Source organism: Entomoplasma ellychniae (assembly GCF_002930155.1).
GTDB classification, from domain to species: Bacteria; Bacillota_I; Bacilli_A; order Mycoplasmatales; family Mycoplasmataceae; genus Entomoplasma; species Entomoplasma ellychniae.
The window spans coordinates 602676-626515 of the sequence record NZ_PHND01000001.1 but is presented as its reverse complement, the minus strand read 5'-3'; the positions used below and the strand labels follow the sequence as shown (position 1 = coordinate 626515).

Annotated in this window: 27 protein-coding genes; 2 read left to right on the top strand and 25 right to left on the bottom strand. The window is 26.2% G+C overall.

The genetic code is table 4. The features are described from left to right. Positions 1–4: 4 nt before the first annotated feature. From secE to rpsF, 11 genes are all read right to left on the bottom strand, one after another. Positions 5–289, bottom strand: coding sequence for a preprotein translocase subunit SecE (secE, locus tag EELLY_RS02810; RefSeq protein WP_104205954.1), 285 nt, complete (start codon positions 287–289; stop codon positions 5–7). Then, entirely contained in the window at positions 289–450 is a 162-nt protein-coding gene (gene rpmG, locus EELLY_RS02805) for a 50S ribosomal protein L33 (protein WP_104206204.1), read from the bottom strand. Before rpmG ends, secE begins: the two co-directional genes overlap by 1 nt. 76 nt (positions 451–526) lie before the next feature. After that, a complete protein-coding gene (gene rlmB, locus EELLY_RS02800; protein ID WP_104205953.1) occupies positions 527–1249 on the bottom strand; it encodes a 23S rRNA (guanosine(2251)-2'-O)-methyltransferase RlmB in 723 nt (240 codons plus the stop codon). Beyond that, a complete protein-coding gene (cysS, locus tag EELLY_RS02795; protein WP_104205952.1) occupies positions 1249–2565 on the bottom strand; it encodes a cysteine--tRNA ligase in 1317 nt (438 codons plus the stop codon). The genes rlmB and cysS overlap by 1 nt, the downstream gene beginning before the upstream one ends. A gap of 7 nt (positions 2566–2572) precedes the next feature. Next, complete coding sequence (locus EELLY_RS02790) at positions 2573–3526, bottom strand: LytS/YhcK type 5TM receptor domain-containing protein (RefSeq protein WP_104205951.1); 954 nt, start codon at positions 3524–3526, stop codon at positions 2573–2575. A 35-nt stretch (positions 3527–3561) separates the two neighbouring features. Beyond that, positions 3562–5058: a hypothetical protein gene (locus EELLY_RS02785; RefSeq protein WP_104205950.1), complete on the bottom strand. Its 1497-nt coding sequence runs from the start codon at positions 5056–5058 to the stop codon at positions 3562–3564. An 89-nt stretch (positions 5059–5147) separates the two neighbouring features. Continuing rightward, positions 5148–6500: a replicative DNA helicase gene (gene dnaB / locus EELLY_RS02780; protein ID WP_104205949.1), complete on the bottom strand. Its 1353-nt coding sequence runs from the start codon at positions 6498–6500 to the stop codon at positions 5148–5150. 4 nt (positions 6501–6504) lie between these two features. Beyond that, a complete protein-coding gene (gene rplI / locus EELLY_RS02775; RefSeq protein WP_104206203.1) occupies positions 6505–6948 on the bottom strand; it encodes a 50S ribosomal protein L9 in 444 nt (147 codons plus the stop codon). Between the two features lie 88 nt (positions 6949–7036). Continuing rightward, positions 7037–7273: a 30S ribosomal protein S18 gene (rpsR, locus tag EELLY_RS02770; RefSeq protein WP_104206202.1), complete on the bottom strand. Its 237-nt coding sequence runs from the start codon at positions 7271–7273 to the stop codon at positions 7037–7039. A gap of 22 nt (positions 7274–7295) precedes the next feature. Further along, the gene (locus tag EELLY_RS02765; RefSeq protein ID WP_104205948.1) at positions 7296–7748 is read right to left on the bottom strand and encodes a single-stranded DNA-binding protein; all 453 of its coding nucleotides are present in this window, start codon (positions 7746–7748) and stop codon (positions 7296–7298) included. 15 nt (positions 7749–7763) lie between these two features. Beyond that, entirely contained in the window at positions 7764–8573 is an 810-nt protein-coding gene (rpsF, locus tag EELLY_RS02760; RefSeq protein ID WP_104205947.1) for a 30S ribosomal protein S6, read from the bottom strand. A 169-nt stretch (positions 8574–8742) separates the two neighbouring features. Here rpsF and EELLY_RS02755 point away from each other — a divergent pair, with 169 nt between their 5' ends. Together EELLY_RS02755 and EELLY_RS02750 are read left to right on the top strand one after the other, a co-directional pair. Next, the gene (locus EELLY_RS02755) at positions 8743–9231 is read left to right on the top strand and encodes a hypothetical protein (RefSeq protein WP_146063619.1); all 489 of its coding nucleotides are present in this window, start codon (positions 8743–8745) and stop codon (positions 9229–9231) included. A 1-nt stretch (position 9232) separates the two neighbouring features. Then, a complete protein-coding gene (locus tag EELLY_RS02750) occupies positions 9233–9991 on the top strand; it encodes a class I SAM-dependent methyltransferase (protein ID WP_181021047.1) in 759 nt (252 codons plus the stop codon). Positions 9992–9998: 7 nt separating this feature from the next. Here the strand turns inward: EELLY_RS02750 and pth are convergent, their stop codons facing one another. The 14 genes from pth to EELLY_RS02680 all read right to left on the bottom strand — a co-directional run bounded on the left by pth (position 9999) and on the right by EELLY_RS02680 (position 23832). Further along, a complete protein-coding gene (gene pth, locus EELLY_RS02745; protein ID WP_104205944.1) occupies positions 9999–10550 on the bottom strand; it encodes an aminoacyl-tRNA hydrolase in 552 nt (183 codons plus the stop codon). Between the two features lie 12 nt (positions 10551–10562). Next, the gene (locus EELLY_RS02740; RefSeq protein ID WP_104205943.1) at positions 10563–11600 is read right to left on the bottom strand and encodes a ribose-phosphate diphosphokinase; all 1038 of its coding nucleotides are present in this window, start codon (positions 11598–11600) and stop codon (positions 10563–10565) included. Positions 11601–11713: 113 nt separating this feature from the next. Then, the gene (locus EELLY_RS02735) at positions 11714–12382 is read right to left on the bottom strand and encodes a hypothetical protein (protein WP_104205942.1); all 669 of its coding nucleotides are present in this window, start codon (positions 12380–12382) and stop codon (positions 11714–11716) included. Between the two features lie 84 nt (positions 12383–12466). Further along, the gene (locus tag EELLY_RS02730) at positions 12467–13825 is read right to left on the bottom strand and encodes a M17 family metallopeptidase (protein ID WP_104205941.1); all 1359 of its coding nucleotides are present in this window, start codon (positions 13823–13825) and stop codon (positions 12467–12469) included. Between the two features lie 87 nt (positions 13826–13912). Then, positions 13913–14179 (bottom strand): preprotein translocase subunit SecG, encoded by a 267-nt coding sequence (gene secG / locus EELLY_RS02725; RefSeq protein WP_104205940.1) that lies wholly within the window; start codon positions 14177–14179, stop codon positions 13913–13915. A 39-nt stretch (positions 14180–14218) separates the two neighbouring features. After that, positions 14219–15562, bottom strand: coding sequence for a M17 family metallopeptidase (locus EELLY_RS02720; protein ID WP_104205939.1), 1344 nt, complete (start codon positions 15560–15562; stop codon positions 14219–14221). Positions 15563–15621: 59 nt separating this feature from the next. Next, complete coding sequence (locus tag EELLY_RS02715; protein WP_104205938.1) at positions 15622–15837, bottom strand: helix-turn-helix domain-containing protein; 216 nt, start codon at positions 15835–15837, stop codon at positions 15622–15624. Between the two features lie 3 nt (positions 15838–15840). After that, a complete protein-coding gene (whiA, locus tag EELLY_RS02710) occupies positions 15841–16788 on the bottom strand; it encodes a DNA-binding protein WhiA (protein WP_104205937.1) in 948 nt (315 codons plus the stop codon). A gap of 26 nt (positions 16789–16814) precedes the next feature. Beyond that, positions 16815–18182, bottom strand: a complete 1368-nt coding sequence (locus tag EELLY_RS02705) for a prolipoprotein diacylglyceryl transferase (RefSeq protein WP_181021046.1) — start codon at positions 18180–18182, stop codon at positions 16815–16817. Positions 18183–18202: 20 nt separating this feature from the next. After that, positions 18203–19138: an NAD(P)/FAD-dependent oxidoreductase gene (locus EELLY_RS02700; RefSeq protein WP_104205936.1), complete on the bottom strand. Its 936-nt coding sequence runs from the start codon at positions 19136–19138 to the stop codon at positions 18203–18205. After that, the gene (locus EELLY_RS02695; protein ID WP_104205935.1) at positions 19122–20537 is read right to left on the bottom strand and encodes a prolipoprotein diacylglyceryl transferase family protein; all 1416 of its coding nucleotides are present in this window, start codon (positions 20535–20537) and stop codon (positions 19122–19124) included. The genes EELLY_RS02700 and EELLY_RS02695 overlap by 17 nt, the downstream gene beginning before the upstream one ends. A gap of 19 nt (positions 20538–20556) precedes the next feature. Next, on the bottom strand, positions 20557–21477 hold the full coding sequence (hprK, locus tag EELLY_RS02690; RefSeq protein WP_104205934.1) for an HPr(Ser) kinase/phosphatase: 921 nt from the start codon (positions 21475–21477) through the stop codon (positions 20557–20559). A gap of 982 nt (positions 21478–22459) precedes the next feature. After that, positions 22460–23053 (bottom strand): hypothetical protein, encoded by a 594-nt coding sequence (locus tag EELLY_RS02685; protein WP_104205933.1) that lies wholly within the window; start codon positions 23051–23053, stop codon positions 22460–22462. 119 nt (positions 23054–23172) lie between these two features. Further along, positions 23173–23832: a folate family ECF transporter S component gene (locus tag EELLY_RS02680; RefSeq protein ID WP_104205932.1), complete on the bottom strand. Its 660-nt coding sequence runs from the start codon at positions 23830–23832 to the stop codon at positions 23173–23175. Between the last annotated feature and the right edge of the window lie 8 nt (positions 23833–23840).

Sequence of the window (23840 nt, the reverse complement as noted above, 5' to 3'; positions counted from 1 at the left end):
CTTGTTAATAAATTTTAATTCATTGAAATAATTGTTGTATACCCAGTCCTATCAGAAAGAATAGTAGTGCAAAAATGATCATAAATAATAAAACTATTATATATTTTTTCTTTAAGTTATCTCAACCAGATCATTTAATTTTATGTACTTCTTTAACAATTTTTATTGGGTATTCTTTAAAAGCTTTACCACGATTTTTAGATTCCTTTTGTTTTTTGACTTTTAATGCCTTTTTAGTTTCTTTAGAAACTTTTATTTTTTCTCTTTTTTCAAGTTTATCTTTTTTCATTATCTTGTTTCCTTGTGAAGTGTATGATGATTACATGAGTTACAAAATTTTTTGATTTCTAGTCTTTGTTTTTGAGTTAATGTGCTTTTGTTGACAGAATAATTTCTTGCTAAGCATACTTCGCAAACTAATATAATTTTTCTAGATGATGATTTCACAATTGCCCCCAATAAAATTCTAATTAAAAAGGAGGAAACCCTCCTTCTAACTATTTATTTTATTATATCAATAAAATTATTAAATTAGTTTAATTTGGTTAGAAACTCAAAACATAATTATTGAACCAGCCACGTTTGCATTAAAAGAATCAATATTTTTGTTTGATGGAATATAAAAATTTACATCACTATTTTTAGTTAGTAATTCACTAACACCACTATGTTCATTGCCAATTATAATAGCTGATTTATTAGCAAAACTAACATTTCTAATATCTTGTGAATTCTGATTTAAATTAGTGCTGTAAACTCAAAAACCTTGTTTTTGAAGTTCTTTTACAACATTAGACAAATTAGATACTTTTGATATGTTTACATCATATACAGTCCCAGCAGAAGTTTTAACAACAGTTGAAGTGACAAATACTTGTTTACGATCTAATATAACAATATTTTGAATATTTAATAAACTCGCAGTTCTTATTAAAGCACCAAAGTTATACGGATCTTGAATTTGATCAAAAATTAAAACTATATTTTTGTTTGTTTCTAAAAGCTTTGCTTTCATTTCGCTAAATGGTTGATAGTTGTATTCTTTTACTTCTGCTACAATATTTTGATGATTAACTTCATATTGAAACATTCTATCAAGCTTGTTTTTAGTTACGATATTTATTTTCAGATCAAGTGTTTCAAAAATACTATCCATGTTTGTTGTTCAAATATTTTTAATTAAGTTAGGGTGTTTTTTAATGAACTCATATATAGAATGTTTACCATAAATTAAATTTTTATTTTCCATTATAATAACCCTTCTTTAATTAAAATTGCTCTAATTTGATCTGCTTCAACAAATTCTTTGTTTAATATATGTTCTTTTTGTTTCAAATATAACATCTTGATTTGATCATCAACATTTAAATTAAACTCAAAACTAAATCCCAATACTTGTAAAATAATTTTTAATGTATTAAATTGTAATATTTTAATTTTAAAATTATCTTCTTTATTTATGTTTGAAATTAAAAAGTTAATCAGCATTAAAACTTGAGGAGTATTCAAATCATCATTCATATATTTATCAAACTTGTTTAAAATATGTTCATCTACTTGTTCTTCTACTTTAGCTTCATTAATTATTAGCCATTGTTTTAATTTTTTTATGCAATTATTAATTTTATCTTCAAACTTAACACCTTGCTTTAAAAGATCATCAGTTATATTGATAGGTTGTTTATAGTGAGTTGTTTGAAATAACCATCTTAAAACATTCACACCATAAGTTTGTATAAAATCTTTTAAATGCGTAGTGTTATTTAATGACTTACTCATTTTTACATTATCTACAGTTAAATGTCCATTATGCATTCAAATATAAGATAATTCTTTGTTATTTTTTGCTAAAAATTGTATTCTTTCATTTTCGTGATGTGGAAATTGCAAATCAATTCCACCAATATGAATATCAATAGTTTCATGATTAAAATAATTATCAATTAAAGTTACACATTCAGTGTGTCAACCTGGTCTTCCTTTTTGTTTATGAAAATCTCAATTCAACCCTACGTTTGTTGTTTTTCATAAACTAAAATCCGCTTTTAAATTTTTATCTTCAAAAAAATCTTCAGCTGTTTTTGATATTAAATCATCAACTTTTATATTTGACAATTTACCATACTCTGACTTAAATTTATTAATATTAAAATATATACCACTTTTAGTTTCATAAGCTGATTGATTTATAATTAAATTATCAATAAATGATTGCATAAGTTTTATTTCATCACTTATGCATACTATCTGATTTGGCATTCTAACTTTTAATTCTTTTAAATTTTTAAGGTATGCTTTTTTAAAAAAGTTAGTTAACTCTATTTCTGGTGTATTTGTTTCTAAGGATTTACTAATTATTTTGTCATCTATGTCTGTAATGTTTTGTAAAAAATTTACTTTTACTTTTTTAAATTCTAAAAACTTTATTAAAGTATCAGTTAACAAAATAGGTCTCGCATTGCCTATATGTATATAGTCGTAAATGGTTGGACCACAACTGTAAATGTTAGCTTGAGGATTTTTAATGGTTTTATATTTTCTTGATAATGTATCAAATATTTTCATATACTACCTACTTATTCTTTATCAAGGGTCTTAAAACAAAATAAACAGTTGATAATAAACTAGTATTAAATATAATTTTAAGAGGCATTTGAGCTACTCTTAAAGCAACCATGTTGATATAACCATTTTCGCTCTCTTTAGCTAATAATTCAGCATCCCCTCATGAAGCAGTTAGTATTGACACTAAAATTTCTGTAACTAAACAAATAAGTATTATAGGCATTATAACGTTTATATATTTTTTCTTACTTGTAAACATAAGAATAGCAAAAGTTATATAAATTAATATTAATATTACGCCCATTAATATCATAAAAACTCTAGGGACCATTTTTCTTGACATACTTATGCCGAAAATACTTACTTTTTCAATATATCCAGGTGGTGTGATTTCCCCTTCATTTAGCGGATTTGAAACAGGTAATTTATCTAATGTTAGAGACAAAAATAAAGTTGAAATAATTACAAATACAGTAATTATTATTAATGTAATATATTGCTTATTATCTTTTAATTTAAAGCTAAAAGAACAAATTCCTGCTCAAAAAGCAAAACCTATAGCAACAAAAAAATATGCTGGGTGAATAAACGAAGGAATAAATAACATTGTTAACAATTCAGTTACCAAACCTACTATTAGACCCACTATAGGCCCAAATATCATTCCTGTTATTTTAATCATGATGCCTTCAAAAGCTACTCTTATTGGTGGGAATACAGTAATTGGCACAGTCATAGATATAACAACAGTTACAGCAACTGAACATCCAATCATAATACCCATGTAAGCAATGTTACGAGTATTAAATTGTTCATTTATAATGAAAACACCTTGTGTTATAAGATGTTTTTTTTGAATTCATTTAAATAATATATATAATACAAAAATAGTAAATGTTAAAGCAGACGAAAGATACGCAAGGTGAGAACCCTCCATAATTCATTCTAGAGTTTTTTGCATATGTTCTCACCTCCTTTTTAGTTTGTAATTAATTTTTAATTTGTAACTTTTGTTTCTTGAATTGCAAAATCTGTAATTGCCATTTCATTATATTTGTTTTCCCAAAGCGGAACATTTTTACTCACATTTTTTCTGTCAGATGCATTTAAAGCTTTACCGTCAGTTCCATATCCAAGCATACTTGATTTGTTAAATTGATATCCAGCTAATCTTCAACCAAGATATAATTTTTCTTTATCTTTTAAACCATCTGTAGTATCATTTGTTATTGTTGATAATATTGGTGCATATGAGGCGTATAAACCATCAACTGTTAGGTTAATTTCATAATCTTTTCCCAAATATTGTTCTTTTCCATCTTTATCTTTTTTAATATTAATATCATCATTATAAATAATTTTTAACTTTATAGGATCTAGTTTTACTAATTGATAACCATAAGTTTTAGAAGAAAAAGTTTTTGTAACTTTCTCATTTGCATCCTTTATTGAAACTAACTTATATTCAAATACAGGATTAGGTAATGTATTTAATAATATGCCAGCTTCTGGTGTTGTTTTTGATCAGTCTGCATTATCTTCGATTTGTTGTAAGGTTATGTTAGTATTTTTAATTTCTTCTTGTGTAGTTGAAATTAAAGTTTGAGCAAAAGGATCTAATGATGTTACTGGCCCACCAGCTATGTATTGTTTATAGTTTTCACTATATTTTGCTTCTTCAGAATAATTAGACTTAGTTTTGTTAATTCATGAAGTTTCATATTCAGTTATTTTAGAAGTTTTTAATTCTTTAGTTATTTCTGCTTCATCAGATTTTACTTCAAAATCAGCAAGTCCTATATTTCCATTTACAAATTGTTGTTCATTTTCAAATTCTATACTTCTAATACCTTGATTTTTAGAAGCATTGTACATTTTATCAATTAATTGAATATCTTCAGAAGTTACAATTGGTATATTTGAACTTTTTTCATTTGAATCAGATGATACATATTTTGAATATTCAACCAAACCAAGAATTGAAGCAATTCCACTTTTTGATTCTTTGTAATTTGCATAATATTGTTTAATGTCTTCATCATTGTTTGAATTGAAACCAGCTGTTCTTGATTGCCCATCCACATAAATTTTATTTTTTTCATAATTAGTACTAAAAACATATTGTTGATTTGTTAGAGATTTATTATTGTTAATAATAGTATTTTTTGCATTGTAAAAAATTACATTTAACAAATCTTGAACAATTGCATTACCTTGCCCCAGTGAACCATTCAAACTTGATTTTACTTCAGATAATTGCTTATCTTTAATTTGTTGTTCAGTAAGTTTTTCATTATCTCACCCATCAGAATTATTTATATATGAATTGGTTGTAGTGTCTCAAATATATCGTATTTGCTTGTTAAGTTCATCATGACTAGCCAATTTTATAGTGTAATTATTTGTAATTAGCTTTGTTGAGCACGCAGTTAAAGAAGTTGCAGAAGTTGCAGTTAAAGACATCGCTGTTAACGTTGTTAAAAGTTTTTTCATTTTATAAATTCCTTATTGAAGTTTTCTATACATATAATTTTAATTTAAATAGATTATAACAAAAAAAACATGTATTCACACGCTTTGACTTAACCTTTATCTAAAAATTTACCATGTCTTTTATCAAAAGAAACTTTAACAACACCAGTAGCTCCATTACGGTGTTTAGCTATAATTACATCAGTTGGAGATATAGCTGATGGTTCATTGTTTGGAACATGATTGTTATTTGCATCTTTTGTGTAAGTATAATAATCTTCCCGATATAAAAACATAATCAAATCAGCATCTTGTTCAATAGCACCAGAATCTCTTAAATCTGACATTATAGGTTTTTTGTCTTCTCTTTTTTCAACTGATCTTGACAGCTGAGATAAACAAACAATAGGGATTTCAAGTTCACGTGAGATTCTTTTTAAATGACGTGAGATGTTTGAAATTTCATTTTGTCTATCAATATTTAAATTGTTTGAACCAATCAATTGAAGATAATCAATTACGCAAAATTTGATATCATGATCTCTTTTCAATTTATATAACTTAGATTGAATTTGTTGAACAGTAATACCTGGTGTGTCATCAATGTAGATTGGAAGTTTTGATATATTCTCTTTTGAATACATTAAAGTTTTTCATTCTTGATCAGATATGTTTTTACCAGTTCTTAATTTTTTAGAGTCTAAGTGTGAAACCATAGTTAACAATCTTTGTGTAAGTTGTTCAGCTGGCATTTCTAAAGAAAATATTGCAACTCCTTGATTTTCTTTAGCTGCTCTGTAAGCTAAATGAAGTGAAAATGCTGTTTTACCCATACTTGGTCTAGCTGCTAAAATTATTAAATCTCCTTTTTGTCAACCCGATGTAATATCATCTAATTCAAAAAGACCTGTGGGAACACCAGTTAAAGTATCATTTCTTTTTTGAAGCCCTTTTATTTTTTCAATTAATGAATCTGCTGATTCTTTAAAGTGTTTAACATCACTTTTATTCTGATTTAAATCAATAGAAATTAATTCTCTTTGAATTTTATTCATTGCATCTTCGACGTCAAGTTGTCCATTATTTCTTTCATTTTGAATAATTTTAAGAGTCGCATCAAACTTCCTAGAAGCAGATGCAAAAAAAACTGTTTCAATATAATTTTCAATACCTTCATCTGTAAAAAATTCTAAAGCAATACTTTGAATCTTGGTAGCCCCACCAACTTGCTCTAATTTGCCTTCTTTATCTAAAAGGGCTACAACTGAATTAATTGTTATTTCTTTACTTTCTTTATTCAGAATTGTCAGCATTTCAAATATTGTTTTGTGTGAAGGGTCTAAAAAATCATTAAAAACCAATCCATTAAAAATATCTGGTAGTGCATTTGGAGAGTTTAAAGCGATAGCTAATATACTTTTTTCAATCGTGTATAAATTTTCTACACTAATGTCTCTTTTCATTTAATTATGCCTCTTTGATTTCTACTTGAAGTTTGGCTTCAAGTTTATATGGTAATTTAACGCTTAAATAATGAATGCCTACTTTATTTAAATTAGTAAAATTAACAATCTTTTTTTTGTCAATTTCTATTTTGTACTTATTTTTTAACTGATCTGTTATATCTTGATTAGATATAGAACCAAATGCTTTATTATTTTTTATTTGCAATTTGAACTGTAAAACTGTTTCTTCAATTTTCTTTTTCATTAAAAGTGTTTCGGCTTTTGCTAATTCATTTTCTTCAGACTCAATTTGTTTTTTTAAATTTAAACTACTTAAATTACCACTAGTAGCTAATTTAACAAAACCTTTTGGTATTAAAAAGTTTTTAGCATAACCATCACTGACTTCTTTAACTTCATCTTTTTTGCCTTGACCTTTAACATCTTTTAAAAAAATAACTTTCATAAGAACCTCGCTTTTATTATTTAAATTATAATATAATTTGTTTCATTTATTTTGCAAATAAAAAAAATCACAAAAGTGATTTGAAATATTATTCAATAACAAAAGGTAATAAAGCCATTTGGCGCGCTCTTTTAATTGCAACAGCCAATTGTCTTTGACTTTTAGGTGACGTACCAGTAACTCTTCTTGGTAAGATTTGACCTGTTGGTGAAATAAATTTTTTTAATAAGTCTATATCTTTATAATCAATATAGTTAATTTTATTTTTTTCAAAGAAATTAACTTTTTTTCTTTTTTTAACAAATTTTTTATTTGTAATAGCCATAATTTTTGCCTTTCTTAAATTATTAATCTCATAATATTGACTCATCATCACTTAAAATAACTTCATCTTGAACAATACTTGAACTTGAAGTAGCTAATACAGGTGATTCTAAATTAATATTTGATGTATTTACAGAAGTTTGACCTACTGTGTTTTCATTTTTGTTTTTTGAAGATTCTAAAAAGTTTACACGATCAGCAGTTATAGTTGTAATAGTTTCGTATTTTCCATCTTTTTGACTCGTACGAACACTTATTCTTCCAGATACTGAAACTAAGCTACCTTTTGAAAGGAATTTAACCATATTTTCTGCTGTTCTTTCAAATGCAAAACAAGGAATAAAATTTGTTATTTCTTTTTGTTGTGAATATTCACTCACAGCAACTGTAAAAGAAACAAATTTACCTTGACCATTACTGGTTGATCTTAATTCTAAATCTTTGGTTATTCTTCCCACTAAATTAACTTGATTCATAACTGCTCCTTTTATTTATTTCTTTTTAATTGATGCACTAACTTTTCTCATGTACTCTACTAATTCTTTTTTAGTCATATCACGTAAGTTAACGTCTTGCAATTTTTTAGCTAAATTATTTTCAACAGCTATTTCTCTTAATTTGTTAGAGTATTTTTGAAGTTCAGATCTTTCTTCATCTATATTGTGAGAACCATCAATTTTTGCTCTTTCTTCTGCAGAAAGTTTAGGCGCTTCAACTTTAGATTCAGTTGTTTCTTCATCATGATGAATAATAACTTCTTTTTCTAAGTGTTCTTTATATTTATCTTGCATTTTAGAAACAAAGTCATGAGCTTCTTCATGAGAAACTACAACTTCTTCTTTTACAGATTGCACAACTGCATTTGATGATTCTGGTTTTTGATAAGGTCTTCTTTCTCCAGAAAAGTCTGAACCTTCTCTTTTAACAAAGGGTTTTTTGAAATCTCTTCTAGGTTTTCTTTCTTCTTCATATTTTGACATATCAGTTTTTGATAAAATAACTGATTGTTCATATTTTTTTTCTGTTTCAATACTTATAACTAATTTTCTAATAACATTTTTTTCAATGTTTGAAACTCTTTCAAATTCTTTGATTGCTTCTGCTGTTGCTTCAACAATCACAACAAAGTAGTTTCCTTTTTTCTTGTGATTTATTTTATAAGCAAATTCAACTAATCCTAAATCATTTTGTTCAATGATTTTTCCATCTTTTTGTAAGATATCAATCATTTTAGTTGAAAGAGCTTTGATGTCTTGTGTATCTTGATCTAAGATAAACATTACCTCATATTTTCTTAACATAAATTTTTATGTCCTCCTTTTGGTCTTTGGGCACTGGGCCAAGGAGTTAATCCGTGTAATATTAACTCGCCTAAAATATTATATAAGAAACGCTATGCAAAATCAACTTAACAATCATGTAAACAATAAAATGAGCAAATTTTATTTAAAAGTGTATAATAAAATGATTATGAGAAAAAATATAAAAAATGAAACATTATTACTAATAGCGATAGAATTGTTTAGTGCTATTTGTGGGATTATTGGTGTTATATTAGGAATATTAAGCTTATTAAGTTTAGATGATTTTGTTTGAGGTAAAGCTAATGAACGTCTTTCTTTTATTTTTACAGTTTTAACTGTAGGTTTTGATTTTGCAAGTACAACTACAGCAATCATTGCATTTAAGTTTGGTGGACTTATTATTAAAAGAAAAGAAAGCGAAGGCAAAGAAATATGTTTAGCTGAAAAGTTTGCAAACAAACTAGATCTTTATAGCTTCTTTTTTGGATTATTTGGTTTACTTTTAAGTATTTTGAGTTTACTATTTTTGTATGAATTTATGAAATCTGATGTTGGTTCTGAAATAGCAACAGTTCTTTCAGTTATCTGTGATTCGGTTAGTGCACTAATTGTATTATGAGTTTTTAAAATAATGATTAAATTAAATGGTAAATAATATGTCTGAAAATAAAAATACTTATTATGGAGACTTAGCATCTTTTATTTATAATTTATCAAAACCCCCAGGAACTAGCATTGATGGTGATATTGAATTTTACACAAATGAATTAATACAATATGAAGGACCAGTTCTTGAAGCTGGTGTAGGTAATGGTAGAATGGCAATACCTTTATTGCGCAAAGGTGTAGATGTATTTGGTATTGATAATTCATTAGAAATGATTGAACTCTATAAAACTAATTTACTAAAGTACAATCTTGAAGCTAATGTTCAATTAGCTGACCTAAATAATTTAAAATTAACCCAGAAATTTGAAAACATAATATTACCAAACGGAAGTTTTTGTTCACTAAAAAGAGAATATAGCAAAAATATATTAACTAGCTTTTTAAATCTTTTACAAAATAATGGTAAATTATACATAGATTTAATTTACCCAAATTCTTTTAAAGCAGGCATTGATCATGAATATAATTTTAAAATAGAAAATGATAAATTTATAAAAATTAAAAATAGTTCTATTAGTATAAATTGAATTGAACAATCAACTTTTTCTGTTTTAAAATATGATTTAATGATTGATAATAAAAGTGTGCAACAAGAAATACAAAATTTTAAATTATATTGATATGGGGTTGATGAGTTTGAGAAATTATTGTTATCTATTGGTTTTAAAAATATAAAACAAATAATTAATTACAACAATAAAAAAATGTTAAATTTAAAAACACTTACATTCATTGCTGAAAAGTAAATGTTTTTTATATATTTTTTGTTGTAATTTTTTTACCAGCAATTCATTCTTTAATGTATTGAGAATTAATCTTTGTAGATTTTTTAATGTCATTTATATTATCTTCAGAAAATTTAGAAAGCACTCAGTCAACAATAAGCCAATTTTCTAGTGGTGGGTCGATACCTATTCTATATCTTAAAAAATCTTGTGTACTCATTTTATTTATAATTGATTTAATACCGTTATGTCCAGCTGATGAACCACCAAATTTTAATTGGTTTTTATTAATTGTAAAATCTTTTTCATCATGCATTATTAAAATATCTTCAATACCAACTTTATAAAAATCAAACATTTTTCTAACAATATCTCCAGAATTATTCATAAATGTTTGAGGCTTAATAAACATTACTTTTTCTCCATTAATTTTTGAGGTGTAAATATGTGCATCTTTATCTAATTGAACTTTATCATAACCAAATTCTTCAAGTAAAATATCTAAAGCTATTCATCCAGCATTATGTCTTGTTTTTTCGTATTGTTTACCAGGATTACCTAAAGCAAAAATTAATTTCATATAAATCCTCAACTATTTATACTTAGCTTTTATACTTAAAGCTTTTTTGTAAATTTCTTCTTTTTTACGATTATAAACTTCAGTTAACGATTCTTGATCAACTGATGCTTTAATCATTTCTGCTAATAATGGTGCAACTGAAATAATTTTTAGACCATTAAAATGTTTTTCTTCAGCAATTTGAATAGTATTTGTAACAACAACTTGTTTTACAATGCCTTCAGAAATAGCAGCATCCATTCTTTCTTTTGCTGGACCATTAAATAGACCGTGTGAAGCAAAAATGTACACTTCTTTAGCGCCTTGATCTTTTAATGCTCTAGCAGCATTAATAATAGTTCCCCCAGTGTCAATCATATCATCAATAATGAAACAATTTTTACCTTCAATATCTCCAAGCACAAATTCTATTTCAGCTTTATTAGGTTCTGGTCTTTTTTTTCCAATAACAGCAATACCACTAGTTACACCAGCTGTGTACGACTCAACCTTGTGAGTTCTAGTCATTCCTCCATAGTCAGGGGATACTAAAATACAATCATCTGGATTTCAGTTATTTTTATCAACATATTCAACTATTTCATTAGCTAATATTTGAGCTGTGTAAAAATTATCCATAGGTACATCAAAAAAACCCATTGTTTGTGGTGAGTGAATATCAATTGACATTACTCTATCAGCTCCAGCTTTTGAAATTAAATCAGCCACTAATTTAGAAGTAATTGGTTGTCTTCCTTTAGCTTTACGATCTTGTCTAGCATAACCATAATATGGTATAACCACATTTATTTCTTCAGCACTTCCTCTTTTAAAACCATCAAGTGCTATTAAAAGTTCCATTAAACTTTCATTGACTGGCATTGATGTTGACTGTATTACATAAATTGCTTTACCTCTTACAGAATCGATTGATTCAGTTAATATTTCCCCATCTGCGAATCTTCTGGTAATGATTTCATTTTTCTTTACCTTTAAAATATCACAGATTTCATTAGCTAAATCTGTTCCTTGTGTTAATCCAAAAATGTGTATGTTGTTATTGTATATCATAAATTCCTTATCTTTAGATTAATAATAACAAATTAAAATATCACTTTGCAATTCATTTTGAATAAATATAAAAACCACGAATTATTTTACGTGGTTTTGTTTTTAATGAATTTTTATTTTCTAAGTTTTTTAAGTTCTTCTTCTTGTTTAACAACAATTTCATTCACTTTTCTTAAAGCGTTATCAAAAAATAGGATTAAGTTTGATTGAAGAACTGACATGTTTGCCATGTAGTCTCTTCTTTTTTCACCAGAATATTGGCTATTTTGTAATTGATTCATTTGACGATGATATTCATTCATACCAGCTTCCAAACTTCTCAAAATATTTCTTAAAGGTATTTTGTTAAAATCTAACTCAGTGAAAGTATCTTCAGGAATTCCTTTTGAAAAATCTTCATAATCTTTAGAATCTATTTCTTGAGGATCAACTGCAAAAAATACACTATATACTTCAATAATCTTTTGAATGTTTTCAGGTCTTATTGGTGTTGAAGATAAATTAACTCCACCAATTTCAATTTCAGTTATAGTTTGTGTTTGAACCATACCTAAACAATTACCAAAAATCGCATAAACATCATCTTGTGATAACTCTTTATTTTGTAGGTCAACTATCTTAGTTGCTGAGTTTTCTTTTGGAAAACCCAATCCTAAAAGTTTATTTGGTTCATTCATATCAGGTCTTAATAATACAAATACAGTATCACCATCTATTAACTTTTCTTGTTTAACATCTACTAAGTCTTTAGCATAGTAAAAAGATCATGTATTTAATTTCATTAATTGTTACCTCTGTTTTCTTATTAGTATTATACACTATCAAAACATTAAATAAAAAATCAAACTTTAAGTTTGATTTTAAAATTATTTTAAGAATTCATAAAATGTTTTAATTAGAACTGCATTTCCACGTCCATTTTCATAAGCAGTACCTGCTATATCAAAATGAATAAATGGTTTATCTTCACTAAATTCATGTAAGAATGCAGCTGCAGTTGCACTTCCTTCCCCACCTTTAACAGCGTTTGAAAGATCTCCAAGAACCGCTCCCGCTTTCACTCTTTCTAAATGTTCTTCATACATTGGCATTCTTCATAATCTTTCTCTAGTTTCGAATGAAACAGCTTCTAAACCTTTTCATAATTCATCATTATGAGTAAATGCACCAGTAGCTGACGAACCAAGTGAAAATGCCATAGCACCAGTTAAAGTTGAAATTTCAATAATTTGATCAGCTTTTTTTTCTCTAATAGCATAAGTAATACCATCAGCTAACACTAATCTTCCCTCAGCATCAGTGTTGTTAATTTCAACAGTTAATCCGTTCATTGAAGTTAATACTGATTCTGGTAAAGTAGCTTTATAACCAATTCTATTATCAGTGAACATTGCAACGGCTACAACATTTGCTTTTGCTTTAGCTTTTGCAAGACCAATTACAGTTGAAAGAACTGTAGCAGCTCCTGACATATCAAATTTCATACCTTCCATTGAAGAAGAAGGTTTTAAGTTATATCCTCCTGAGTCAAATGTGATACCTTTTCCAACTAAAGCAGTTTTAGGTTTTTTAACATCACCACAATATTCAGCCACAACTATTCTTGGTTCATACATTGAACCTGCATTAACACCCAAAAATAATCCCATACCAAATTTTTCAGCTTCTGCTCTACCAAGAACTGTTATTTTCAAGTCTTTAATTGATTTTGTATCAGCAACAATTTTTTCAGCATAATATTCACTAGTTCCAAAGTTAGGTGGTGTATCTTGTAAATCTCTTGCATAGTTAACTTGTTCAACTTTAACTGCTGCATGTTTTTCTAATTCTTTAACATCATGTTTAGTATTTATATCAAATTCAACTGCTTTTGATTTTTCTTTTTTAGTTTCTTTTAAACCTTTATATGAAAGTTTTGTATGTGAAATATATCCTAAAGTTTCATACACTGTATTAAAAACTAAAGCTAATTTTTCAACTGAAAAAATTTCTACAAATGAATCAAGATCTACACTAATGTTTTTTGTATATAATCCTAATGCTTCTGCTAAACCTTTTTTAATTTGTCTAACCCTACATCCTTTATCCTTAACAACTAAGTAAATTGTTTTGTCTTCACTAATTAAAGTAGCAGCACCTGCAGTATCTTTAATGAAATTGTTTTTTTTGTTGTCTTTAACTGCAACAATTTTTATGTCATATTGTTTTTTATTGATTGAAATCATGTTTCTCCTTTGGTTTATTAGTTAAACCTTACATGCCTACCAAATTGGTGAAAGTAATAGACATATAAGGCTTAACTAATAGTTTTTTTATAAATAAATATTAGTTATGATACAAGCAGCAATAGCTACCAAGAAAAATATTATTCCTAAAACCGTCATCCAGTTAGATAATGTTTTATCTAAACCACGTTCTTTTGAATTTGAAAATAACTCATCATTTCCACCATTTAAAGCACTAAGTCCTGATTGAGAATTTTTAGATTGAAATATCCCAATAGTGATAATAACTATCGATACAACCATAATAACTATTTCAAAACTTAGTATTAAAATTTTTGCTGTTTCAATACTCATACAATAACTCCTTTTGTTTTATATAATGATACTACATTTTTATTTTTTTAATAGTTCAAATAAGGTTTTAACCATTACACCTTGTGCTTTTTGTTCTATATCAGCACTTCCAGCAACGTCTAAGTGTAAATAAGGTTTTGATTCTGTAAATTCATTTAAGAATGCTGCAGCATATGAAGAATCTTCTCCATATACTTTTGCACAACTAGTTAAATCAGCATACCCTCTAGCATCTTTTTGTAACTGTTTTAAATGTCTTGGTAATATTGGTAATCTTCACACAACTTCATTTGTTTTTAAAGATGCTTTGTTAACATCTTCAATTAATTTTTCATTATGTGAAAAGATTCCAGTGGTTCTACCCAAAGCATATGCAACAGCTCCAGTTAATGTTGCAACATCAATAAGTTGATCTACTTTTAATTCTTTTGCTGCATATGTTAATCCATCAGCTAAAACTAATCTTCCTTCAGCATCAGTATCTTCAATAACAACTGTTTTTCCATTCATAGCAGTTATTACTGAATCAGGGAATGTAGCAGTATAACCAATTCTGTTGTCTGTAAATAAACCAACAGCTACTACATTAGCTTTAGATTTAGATTTTGCCAGCGCCATCACAGTTGAAATAACTATAGCAGCACCTGACATATCAAATTTCATACCCTTCATGTGTTGAGCTGGTTTTAAGTTGTACCCACCTGAATCAAAAGTAATACCTTTACCAACTAAACCAGTTTTAGGTAATTTAGCATCAGAACAGTATTCAACAATCACTACTTGCGCTTCTATTAATGAACCAGCGTTAACCGCTAGTAAAAGATTCATATTTAATTTTTTTGATTCTGCTTTACCTAAAATTGTTACCTTAACTCCAGCTATTTTTTCAGCATCTTTTTTAATTTTATTTGCATAATAAACACTTGTTCCAATGTTTGGTGGGGTTTCTTGTAAGTCTCTTGCATAATTAACAGCTTCTGCTTTTGCTTTTTCATTCACTTCAAATGAACTGATTTTTTCTTTTGAAATTATATTAAATTCAAATTGTTTAATTTTTTCTTTTTTATAATTTTCCATAGCATGACCACTGAATGACAATGCTGAATATAAGTCAGAAAATGATTTTTCTAAGTCAGATTTAAAAATGGGTTTTAATGTATCAAAATCTACATTTAAATTAATTTGATATTTTTCAATAGTTGCAAAAAGAGTTTTAACTAATTGTTCATAAGCATTTTCTTTTGAATCTAATACGATAAATATTTCATTTGTTGCAGATAATAAATTGATAGCGCCAACTTCGTCATTTAATAAATTTAATTTATTTTCTTTTGTTGTAAACTTTACAGTTGTCTTATAATTAGTTGAATTTAATTTAATCATTTTCTCTCCTTAGTTTATTAATTTATATAATACCTTTTTTTGCTTTAAAAATCTAATTTCTAAACAGCAAATAACTCATTTATTGAAATATTTAACCCTTTAATAATTTTTTCAATTATATGCACTGTTATATTTCTTGTTCCACGTTCTATATCTGATAAATAATTTTTAGAAACATTACATCTAAAAGCAAGTTCTTCTTGACTTATGTTTTGAGTAATTCTTATTTTTTTAATGTTTATTGCGATTATTTCTAAAAGTGCTAATTCTTTCATATATTATAACTCCTCACTTAATTTGTGTATTATTTTAAATAAATTACTTATTCCTGATTTAGTTATTATAAAACCTTTTTCAATCATTTTATTAGTTAACTCAGAATAGCTTGCATCTGGATTTTCTATTCTAAGTTCCATTAAAGCTTGAGCTTTTATAGATAACTGGCTTGATGCTATTTTTGATTGAATTTTGCTTATTTCATCAACTTGCTTCAATCCAACTACTAAAGCTTTTTTATTGTTATAAACATCTACATTATTTGTTCTATTAATATTATTGTGAAACTCTCTAGAAATTCTTGCATTTTCAAATTTCATTACACATTGATAAGCGTCAATTAATTTTAAAAAATCTGAAACTAATAATGATTTTTTAATATAGCTAATATACAATTTATCACTTCTTTTTAAAACTTTAAATTCAAAATTAAAATCTTTTAACAACACAACTCAATATTTTGCAGAAACTAAATCTTTAAATTGTAGTTCCAAATGATAATTAGTTGTGTTGGGAGAATTTACCGAGCCAATAGCAACAAATACACCCGCTATATAAGCTCTTTTAAAATTTTTAACTAAATCTTTACTTAATTTTTTAAAATCAAAAATAAACTCTACTATTTTAATTTGATTTTTGTCAACCACATTTAATGATTGTAAAAAAACACTAATTTGTCCTTCTAAGATTATGTAATAAGTTGTAACTTTATTAGAGTTTTTTGCCTGAGTAATACCTATATTAATTAATCCTGAAAAGTTTTGTTTGCACAACTTAAAAATAGATCTTGCTATTTTATTTGAGTTAGATGTTAACCTTAATTTTTCTTTATTATTCGAAAATATTAAATCACCATTGTATTTAATAAATCCAGCTAAAAAACACTTACTTAAATTTTCATCAAATTCATGAGCTAATACTTCTGATTTCACTTCTAATGCAAAAGACATGATATTGCCCCCTTCTTTTATTTTAATTAAATAGTGAAATACTCTTTTTCGTATAAATATCCATTTTTTCTAAAATATCTTGGTAGTAAATATTGACAAACTAACATACCAACTAAACCAATCATCATAGTTAAAAAAATTAATATTAAAGATATTGTTTTTGAACCATTTCAAAATAAGTGATCATCTGGTCTTTGCAGTTCCAAACAAAATCTAACTAAATTTCATAAAAATACAAAACTGAATGCTGCAATTCCTGATTTGGTTGAGCTGTATTCAAATAAGTTATTTGCTTTTGAGATTCTTAAAGATTCTTTATATTTATTTGAGCTTTTATTTTCAGATAAATATAATGTTTTATTATTGTCTTCACTTCTATAATATGCTTGATTTCAAACTATATTTTTATTTGAGTACCCAAACTTATTTCTAGTTATTTCATACTTTATAGGGTCTTCTTTTCAAGGTTTAACACTTATTCATTTACCTATATTAGGAATTATAAAAACTATAATAAATCAACATATTAAAAGAGCTAATGATTCTCAAAAAAATATTGGGTTCATTTGTAAGAGATCTCCAGGATTATAATTAACACCATCAACACTTCCACTTGAAGAAGCTACCATTGTAGTATTATTGGTAATTCATTTTGGAAGTCACATACCACTTGATTCTATATTTGTTCAGTTACTATCCCAGCTTTTTGCTAAAACTTTTAACGGTTTCCCCATAACTTCATGGTTGAAGAAATTTCCTCATCTACCAATAACTTGCCCAAGTAATACGTTAGGCAATATTGCATCAGCATAAACTAAAACTGATACTTTTGATCTTCTAGAAAAATAGTAAAACAATGGTATACCAGATAACATAGCTCCAATAAAACCACCATGTATTGCCATCCCACCATTTCAAAAGTAAAATAATTCAATAAACGATTCACTACCTCTTCCGTATTTACCAAAAAAACTTGCCATAAAAAGTGCTGAAGGCATAACGATTATTACACCTATAGATAAGTGGTTTATATCTAAACCTTTTTTTAAAAAGTTTTTAACTGAAAATGCAGCAGCTACTATTATACCTAACGTCATGGTAATAGAGTAAGGCCTTAACTTACCATCAAAATATTCAGAAGTAACACCTTTATACTCAGGTGTTATTGTTCCAATACTAGATTCTTTTCAATCAACTTGTTTTGTTAATGTAAAAAAAACAATAAATGATACAAATAAAACAATAAACAAAATTCACAAAGTTAAAGATGTTATTCACCTTTTTTCTTTTTTTGGTTTTATATTCATCAATATTTTTGATTTTAAATTAAACTGAACAGAACCATCCATTCATTCCAAGTATTTGCTTTTAATTCTTTTTTCTTCTTTTTTCATAATAATCTCTTTTCAATTCATTACATTTCTTGAATGTAATTAACAGCCATTTGACCTGCAAGAGCCCCATCTCCAGCAGCAATAGCAATTTGCCTTAAAGCAACATCTCTAACATCACCAGCAATAAATACACCTTTAATGTTTGAGTGCATTTTTTTATCAGCTTTAAAATATTCACCATTTTTATGCAATTGTAAGTTGTCTACAAACTGAGTAATTGGACTAGCCCCAATATATGGAAATAAACCAGTTATTTCAATTTTTTCTAGTTCATTTGTTTTAGTGTTCAAAATTTCTAAACCTTCGACTTTATTTTCACCAATAACATTTGTAGCTATTGTATTAAATCTTACTTCTACATTTTTTAAATTAGTTAACTTCTCTAAAGTTTTTTGATCAACTCTAAAAAAATCTTTTCTAACTAGTACATATAATTTTTTTACTAATCTAGATAAATATATGCCTTCTTCAACTGCAGAATATCCACCCCCAACAATTGCTACAGGTTTTCCTTTGTGAAAGTTACCATCACAAACAGCACAATAACTTACACCTTTTCCATAAAGTTTATCTTCACCATCAATGCCTAATTTATTTTCTAATGTTCCTGTTGCTATAACTATTGCTTTAGCACAATAAACATTTTGATTGATAGTGTTAACTATAAAAGTATTTTCATTTTTTTCTACTTTTATGACTTCATCAAATTCAAATATTGCTCCCAAATCCATTGCTTGTGAAAACATTTGCGAAGATAAATCAGCTCCGTTGATAGATAAGAATCCTGGATAGTTTTCAATTAAATCAGTTTTCACCATTTTTCCACCTGGTGCTTCTTTTTCTATTATAGTTGTATGCAAACCTGCTCTACTACCATAAATAGCTGCAGTTAGTCCAGCTGGACCTGCACCTATTATTAAAATATCAGTCATTTTAATATTAGTATGATTTTTCATATAGTCATCCTACTTCCCTTCATTTTTTTGGACTTATAAATTGATTTATGCAAATTATAAAAATACCTATTGTTAAAATTAATGATAACACTATAAAGTCTGCTATTGGATGGTTTGAGATTATATATTCAGTAGGTCTTCTGGTTGTTTCTAAAACTATTCTTATTAATCCATAACCAAATATATAACACCCAGTTAATACACCAGACATTATGACTTTAAAATTTTCAGGATTATTAGCTTTTGTAATTTCCTTTGAATAAGGGTTTATATTAAAAATTCTTATTTGAATATTATATTTATCTTTAAACATTTTTTTAGATAACTTTTTCTTATCGATGTTATATTGTTTTTTTCATTCTTCGTTTTTGTTAAATAACTGCACATTTTGCTCATAATCTGGAGTTTTTCAAAAAAACGCTTTTTTTCAAACATTTTTTAAATTTAAGGTTAACTCACCTTCTTTTGTTTTTTTGTATTTTATTGTTGAAAGTGTTGGTCATTCTACAATTTCTTTTTGGGGTAATGATTTATAATTTTTATTTCAGTGAATTGGGAAAGCCTTAGGTTGAGTTACTCAAGGGTTATTTTTATAGTTTATTACTTTGTGAATATTTTTTACACCAAAAGTTAAAATCAACCATAAAGTTATATTCAAAATTCCCTCAATTAAAAAAATTGGTGCTTTAAATTGAATTTCCTTTTGTACAACTTTTGATAATGGTGTATTTGATGCATTTACATAATCTGTTAGAAAAGCAGTATTCTCTTTGTATTTAGAAACTCAATCTAGTGGAAGGTATTCTCCATTAATTGTTTTGAATTCTCCAAAATTAGGAAAATAAAATAATCTGTTTCTTATAAAACTAGGTAACCATTTAATTTGATCATAATCAACATCTCATCCCATAATTTCATGATTATATAAATTACCTCATCTACCAATTGCTTGACCAATTAAGATATTAACTATTATAATATCAAAATAAACTCATGTAGAAATTCTTGTTTCTTTGCTTCTATAACTAAATCAAATTAAACCAGAGACTACCCCAAAAAAAAGACAACCAAAAAAAGAAGTTCCAGGTTCTCAAAAAAATACTATTTTAAATACATTACTTCATTGTTGGTAATTTGGTAAAAATATTTTACCAAATATACTAGCTCCAAGAACAGCTGCTGGTACGACTATAATCAAACCTATTTCAAAATCCCTTGTTGGTATTCCTTTAACTTTTAATTGATACATACAAATTGCTATTACAGTAAATACAGCTAAAACCATAAACACTGGGTATGCACTAATAATGCCAAAAAGAAGACTTGAGTCTCCTATTTCTTTATTCATACCTTGCAAGTACTTTATATAGTCATCAATAGTCATACCTTGTTTGAACATTTCAAACCTCTTCTTTTGTTTATTTGTTTCTTTCAGCTAGTAATTTTATAATATCAAAATCTGGTTCAGCATCTTGAACTTTTAATTGACCAACAGCAGATTCAATAATGTTAGCTAAATTTCGACCAGCACTAACAGGTACACTTAAGTAAGGGATTGTGATTCCTAAAAACTCTTTTTTATATCAATCACTACCTAATCTATCAGTTGTATCTGCTTCTTTGTTATCAAATTTAAACAACTCAATTCCCATATGAATTTTTGTTTCATCCATTATTAACTGATGCCCTTGGATTTTAGATACATCAATAATTCCAATTCCCCTAACTTCAATAAGGTTTTTTAGCATTGGGTGAGACTTACCAAATAATTCACTATTTTTGTTAGTTAATATGATTCTGTCATCCCCTACAAATAAATGATTTTTTTTCATTAATTCAAGAGAGACTTCTGATTTACCGATTCCTGATTGGCCAAATATTAAAACACCTTTACCAAAAATATTCATTAAAGTTGAATGAGTTTCAATTGATGGCGCAAAAAAGATATCATATACATCTAATATTTTTTGAGTAACCTCACTTGTCGAAGGATTATTAGTTTGAAGTAAAGGAAAATTGTATTTTTTGGCAACTTCAACTAGTCTTATATCTTTAAATTTTTTAGTTATTATAATTACAGGCGACCCCATTTGTAAAAGCAATTCGTATTTACTAAATGCTTCTTGGTCATTAAACTGTTTCATGTATTCACTTTCTTTCGAAGACAATAAAATAGCTCTTTTGTGTTTTTTATCTTCGTTTAATGTTATAAAACCAGTTAACTCTAAACCCGCTCTATTTAAACCATAAACTGTAATCTCTCTGTCTAAATGATCTTTACCACTTAACACTTGCATTTTAATTCTTTCTAATAAGTCTTTAATAAAAAAATGTGACATCGCTATCCTCTTAGTTTCTTTTTATAATTTTACTATAATGTTAGAAAATATAAAATAAAAATCTTATTCGATCATTAACAACCTTAAAGATACCATTTTACTTACGTAAATCTAATTGGTTTCTTTTTTAGCAGAATATTCTTAATTTTTTAATTTATAAATAGAATTAACCCACATTTCTTTTTTTGAAATTGTTTTATGATTATTTATAATTTTTAACTGAGATTTTTGTAACTTTATAGCCTAATTTTAATGAAAGTTTTTAGAATTGAATTAAAAGTTTTTTTCATTTTGATATTTTTCTAAAACTATTTTATTTAATTTAGAATTAATTAATTTGGCATAAAAATAACAACCTTTTAACTAAATTTTGTAATTTCTTCAAGGTTGTATATTTTTTAATAAAACTTACTAAATTTTATATTTACATTTATTTTTTCCATTGTTATTAATTAAATTTTGTAGCAAATTATTTTTAATATTTTTATCTAATTTAATTAAATAAACTTTTTCTATTTTGTAATTGAAATATATATACAAGTTGCATACTATATTAAAGACTAGCTAAATAACTAATCAAAATATCATTATTATTCTGTTAATTTCTGACAAATTATTCATAAAAGACAATCCAAATAACAAACTTAAACTATTAATTTATATTAAACACACATCCAATGTAAATTAAGTGTGTTAATTTTATATTTTATTTTTTTTGATCTATTGTAGATTAAATGATTTTTTAAAAATGTTTTTAATTAGCATATTTTTTGTTTTAAAAGACAGCAAACGAAATATACTATTTCTAAAATGATAAATAAAATTCCTATAGATATTAAAACAATATTATTATAAGTAAATGCACTTCATACAAAAATTGGAGAACAAATAATTAAATGAAGAATATAGATAACTGAATTGAACTTAAAAATGAAATTACATTTAGGTTACTTTTAAAATTTTTTTCTATCAAGGCTAAATCTTAATTTTCATGCTGTTTTTCATGTTGATCATTATAATTAAATGTTTCATAAACACTATAAAAAGTTCCAAAAACAAAACTAAAAAAAGAAAGGTATTTAATATATTTTCATAATTTAGAATCGAACTGATAATAAAATGCAAGGGTTAATATACTAAAAATAAGTCCTATAAGTCCTATAAAGAATCATAAAAACCCTAAAAATAAAAGAATTCAATTTTGTTGTAAAGAAGAGTCATTAGGAAATACTTTAAAAAAGAATAATAATGTTATTAGCCCTATGCCAAGCCAAAAAACATTGAAAAATAAACTTATTACATTTAAATAAAACATATCTTTATATTCTGTAGGTTTACGATTTGGGTAAATATATTTAATATGTTTTCACTTAATAATTTTCTTTTTGAATAAATAAAAACCTAATAAATAAATAAAACCTAAGATAGCAAATATAGAAAATATAATAGGGTCAGCTAATTTAAATTTTTCATTACCTCAAATACTTAAAATAACCATAAATGGAAATAGGGTTGTTATATTTATAATTAGTGTTATTCATGCTGCACCAAGTTTTGTTATACCAGTTCTTTTCATAAAATTCCTTTTTATAGTTTATAAAATAAGTATATTCTTTATTTCTGAAATAAAGCTAAAATAAAAAAATCTTTTTAAAGAAACTTTTTGGATTTTTTCATTAAGGTTGTTTTTTTTAATTAAGATCTAACTTTGATTTTTTGATTTTTTAAAAATCAGGGCCTAGAAATTTTATTTGCTTCACTTTTTAATAAGATATAAGAAATATTCAAAGTTGAAAACGAAAGAATCGAATATACAATAGTTTGCGAAGGTATGATTATTAGTTTTTTTGGAAATGTTAATAAAACATATTCTCAACCATTTACTGAAGCTAAAGATATTGGAGTAATTACAAGCGATGATATCATTAACCCAACACATAAATATAGAACTAATCTTAATTTTCATAATTTATTTGTTTGAGGTAAAAATACTAATCCTCCAAAGAAACCTAATAAAACTTTTGATAGCATATAACCAAAATGAAATGATGATCCAATAAATAATAAACTACCAGTTAAATCAGAGCAAAATCCTGAAACTATTCCAAAAAATGGTCCGAATAAAACTCCACAAGTAAATATTATGAAATTTCCCAACATCATTTGTATTCCTAAAATTCTAATTCCGTACCCAATAAAATTGGTTAAGACTATACTTAAGGCTACAAACATTCCTATAATTACAATATTTTTAATGCTTACCCTTCTTAAAAAAAGCCTTTGTCAATAAGTTGTTGTAATAATAAGTAATAAAACAGTTATTAAAAAGCATATATTAGATATTGTATAAAACATATTAGATC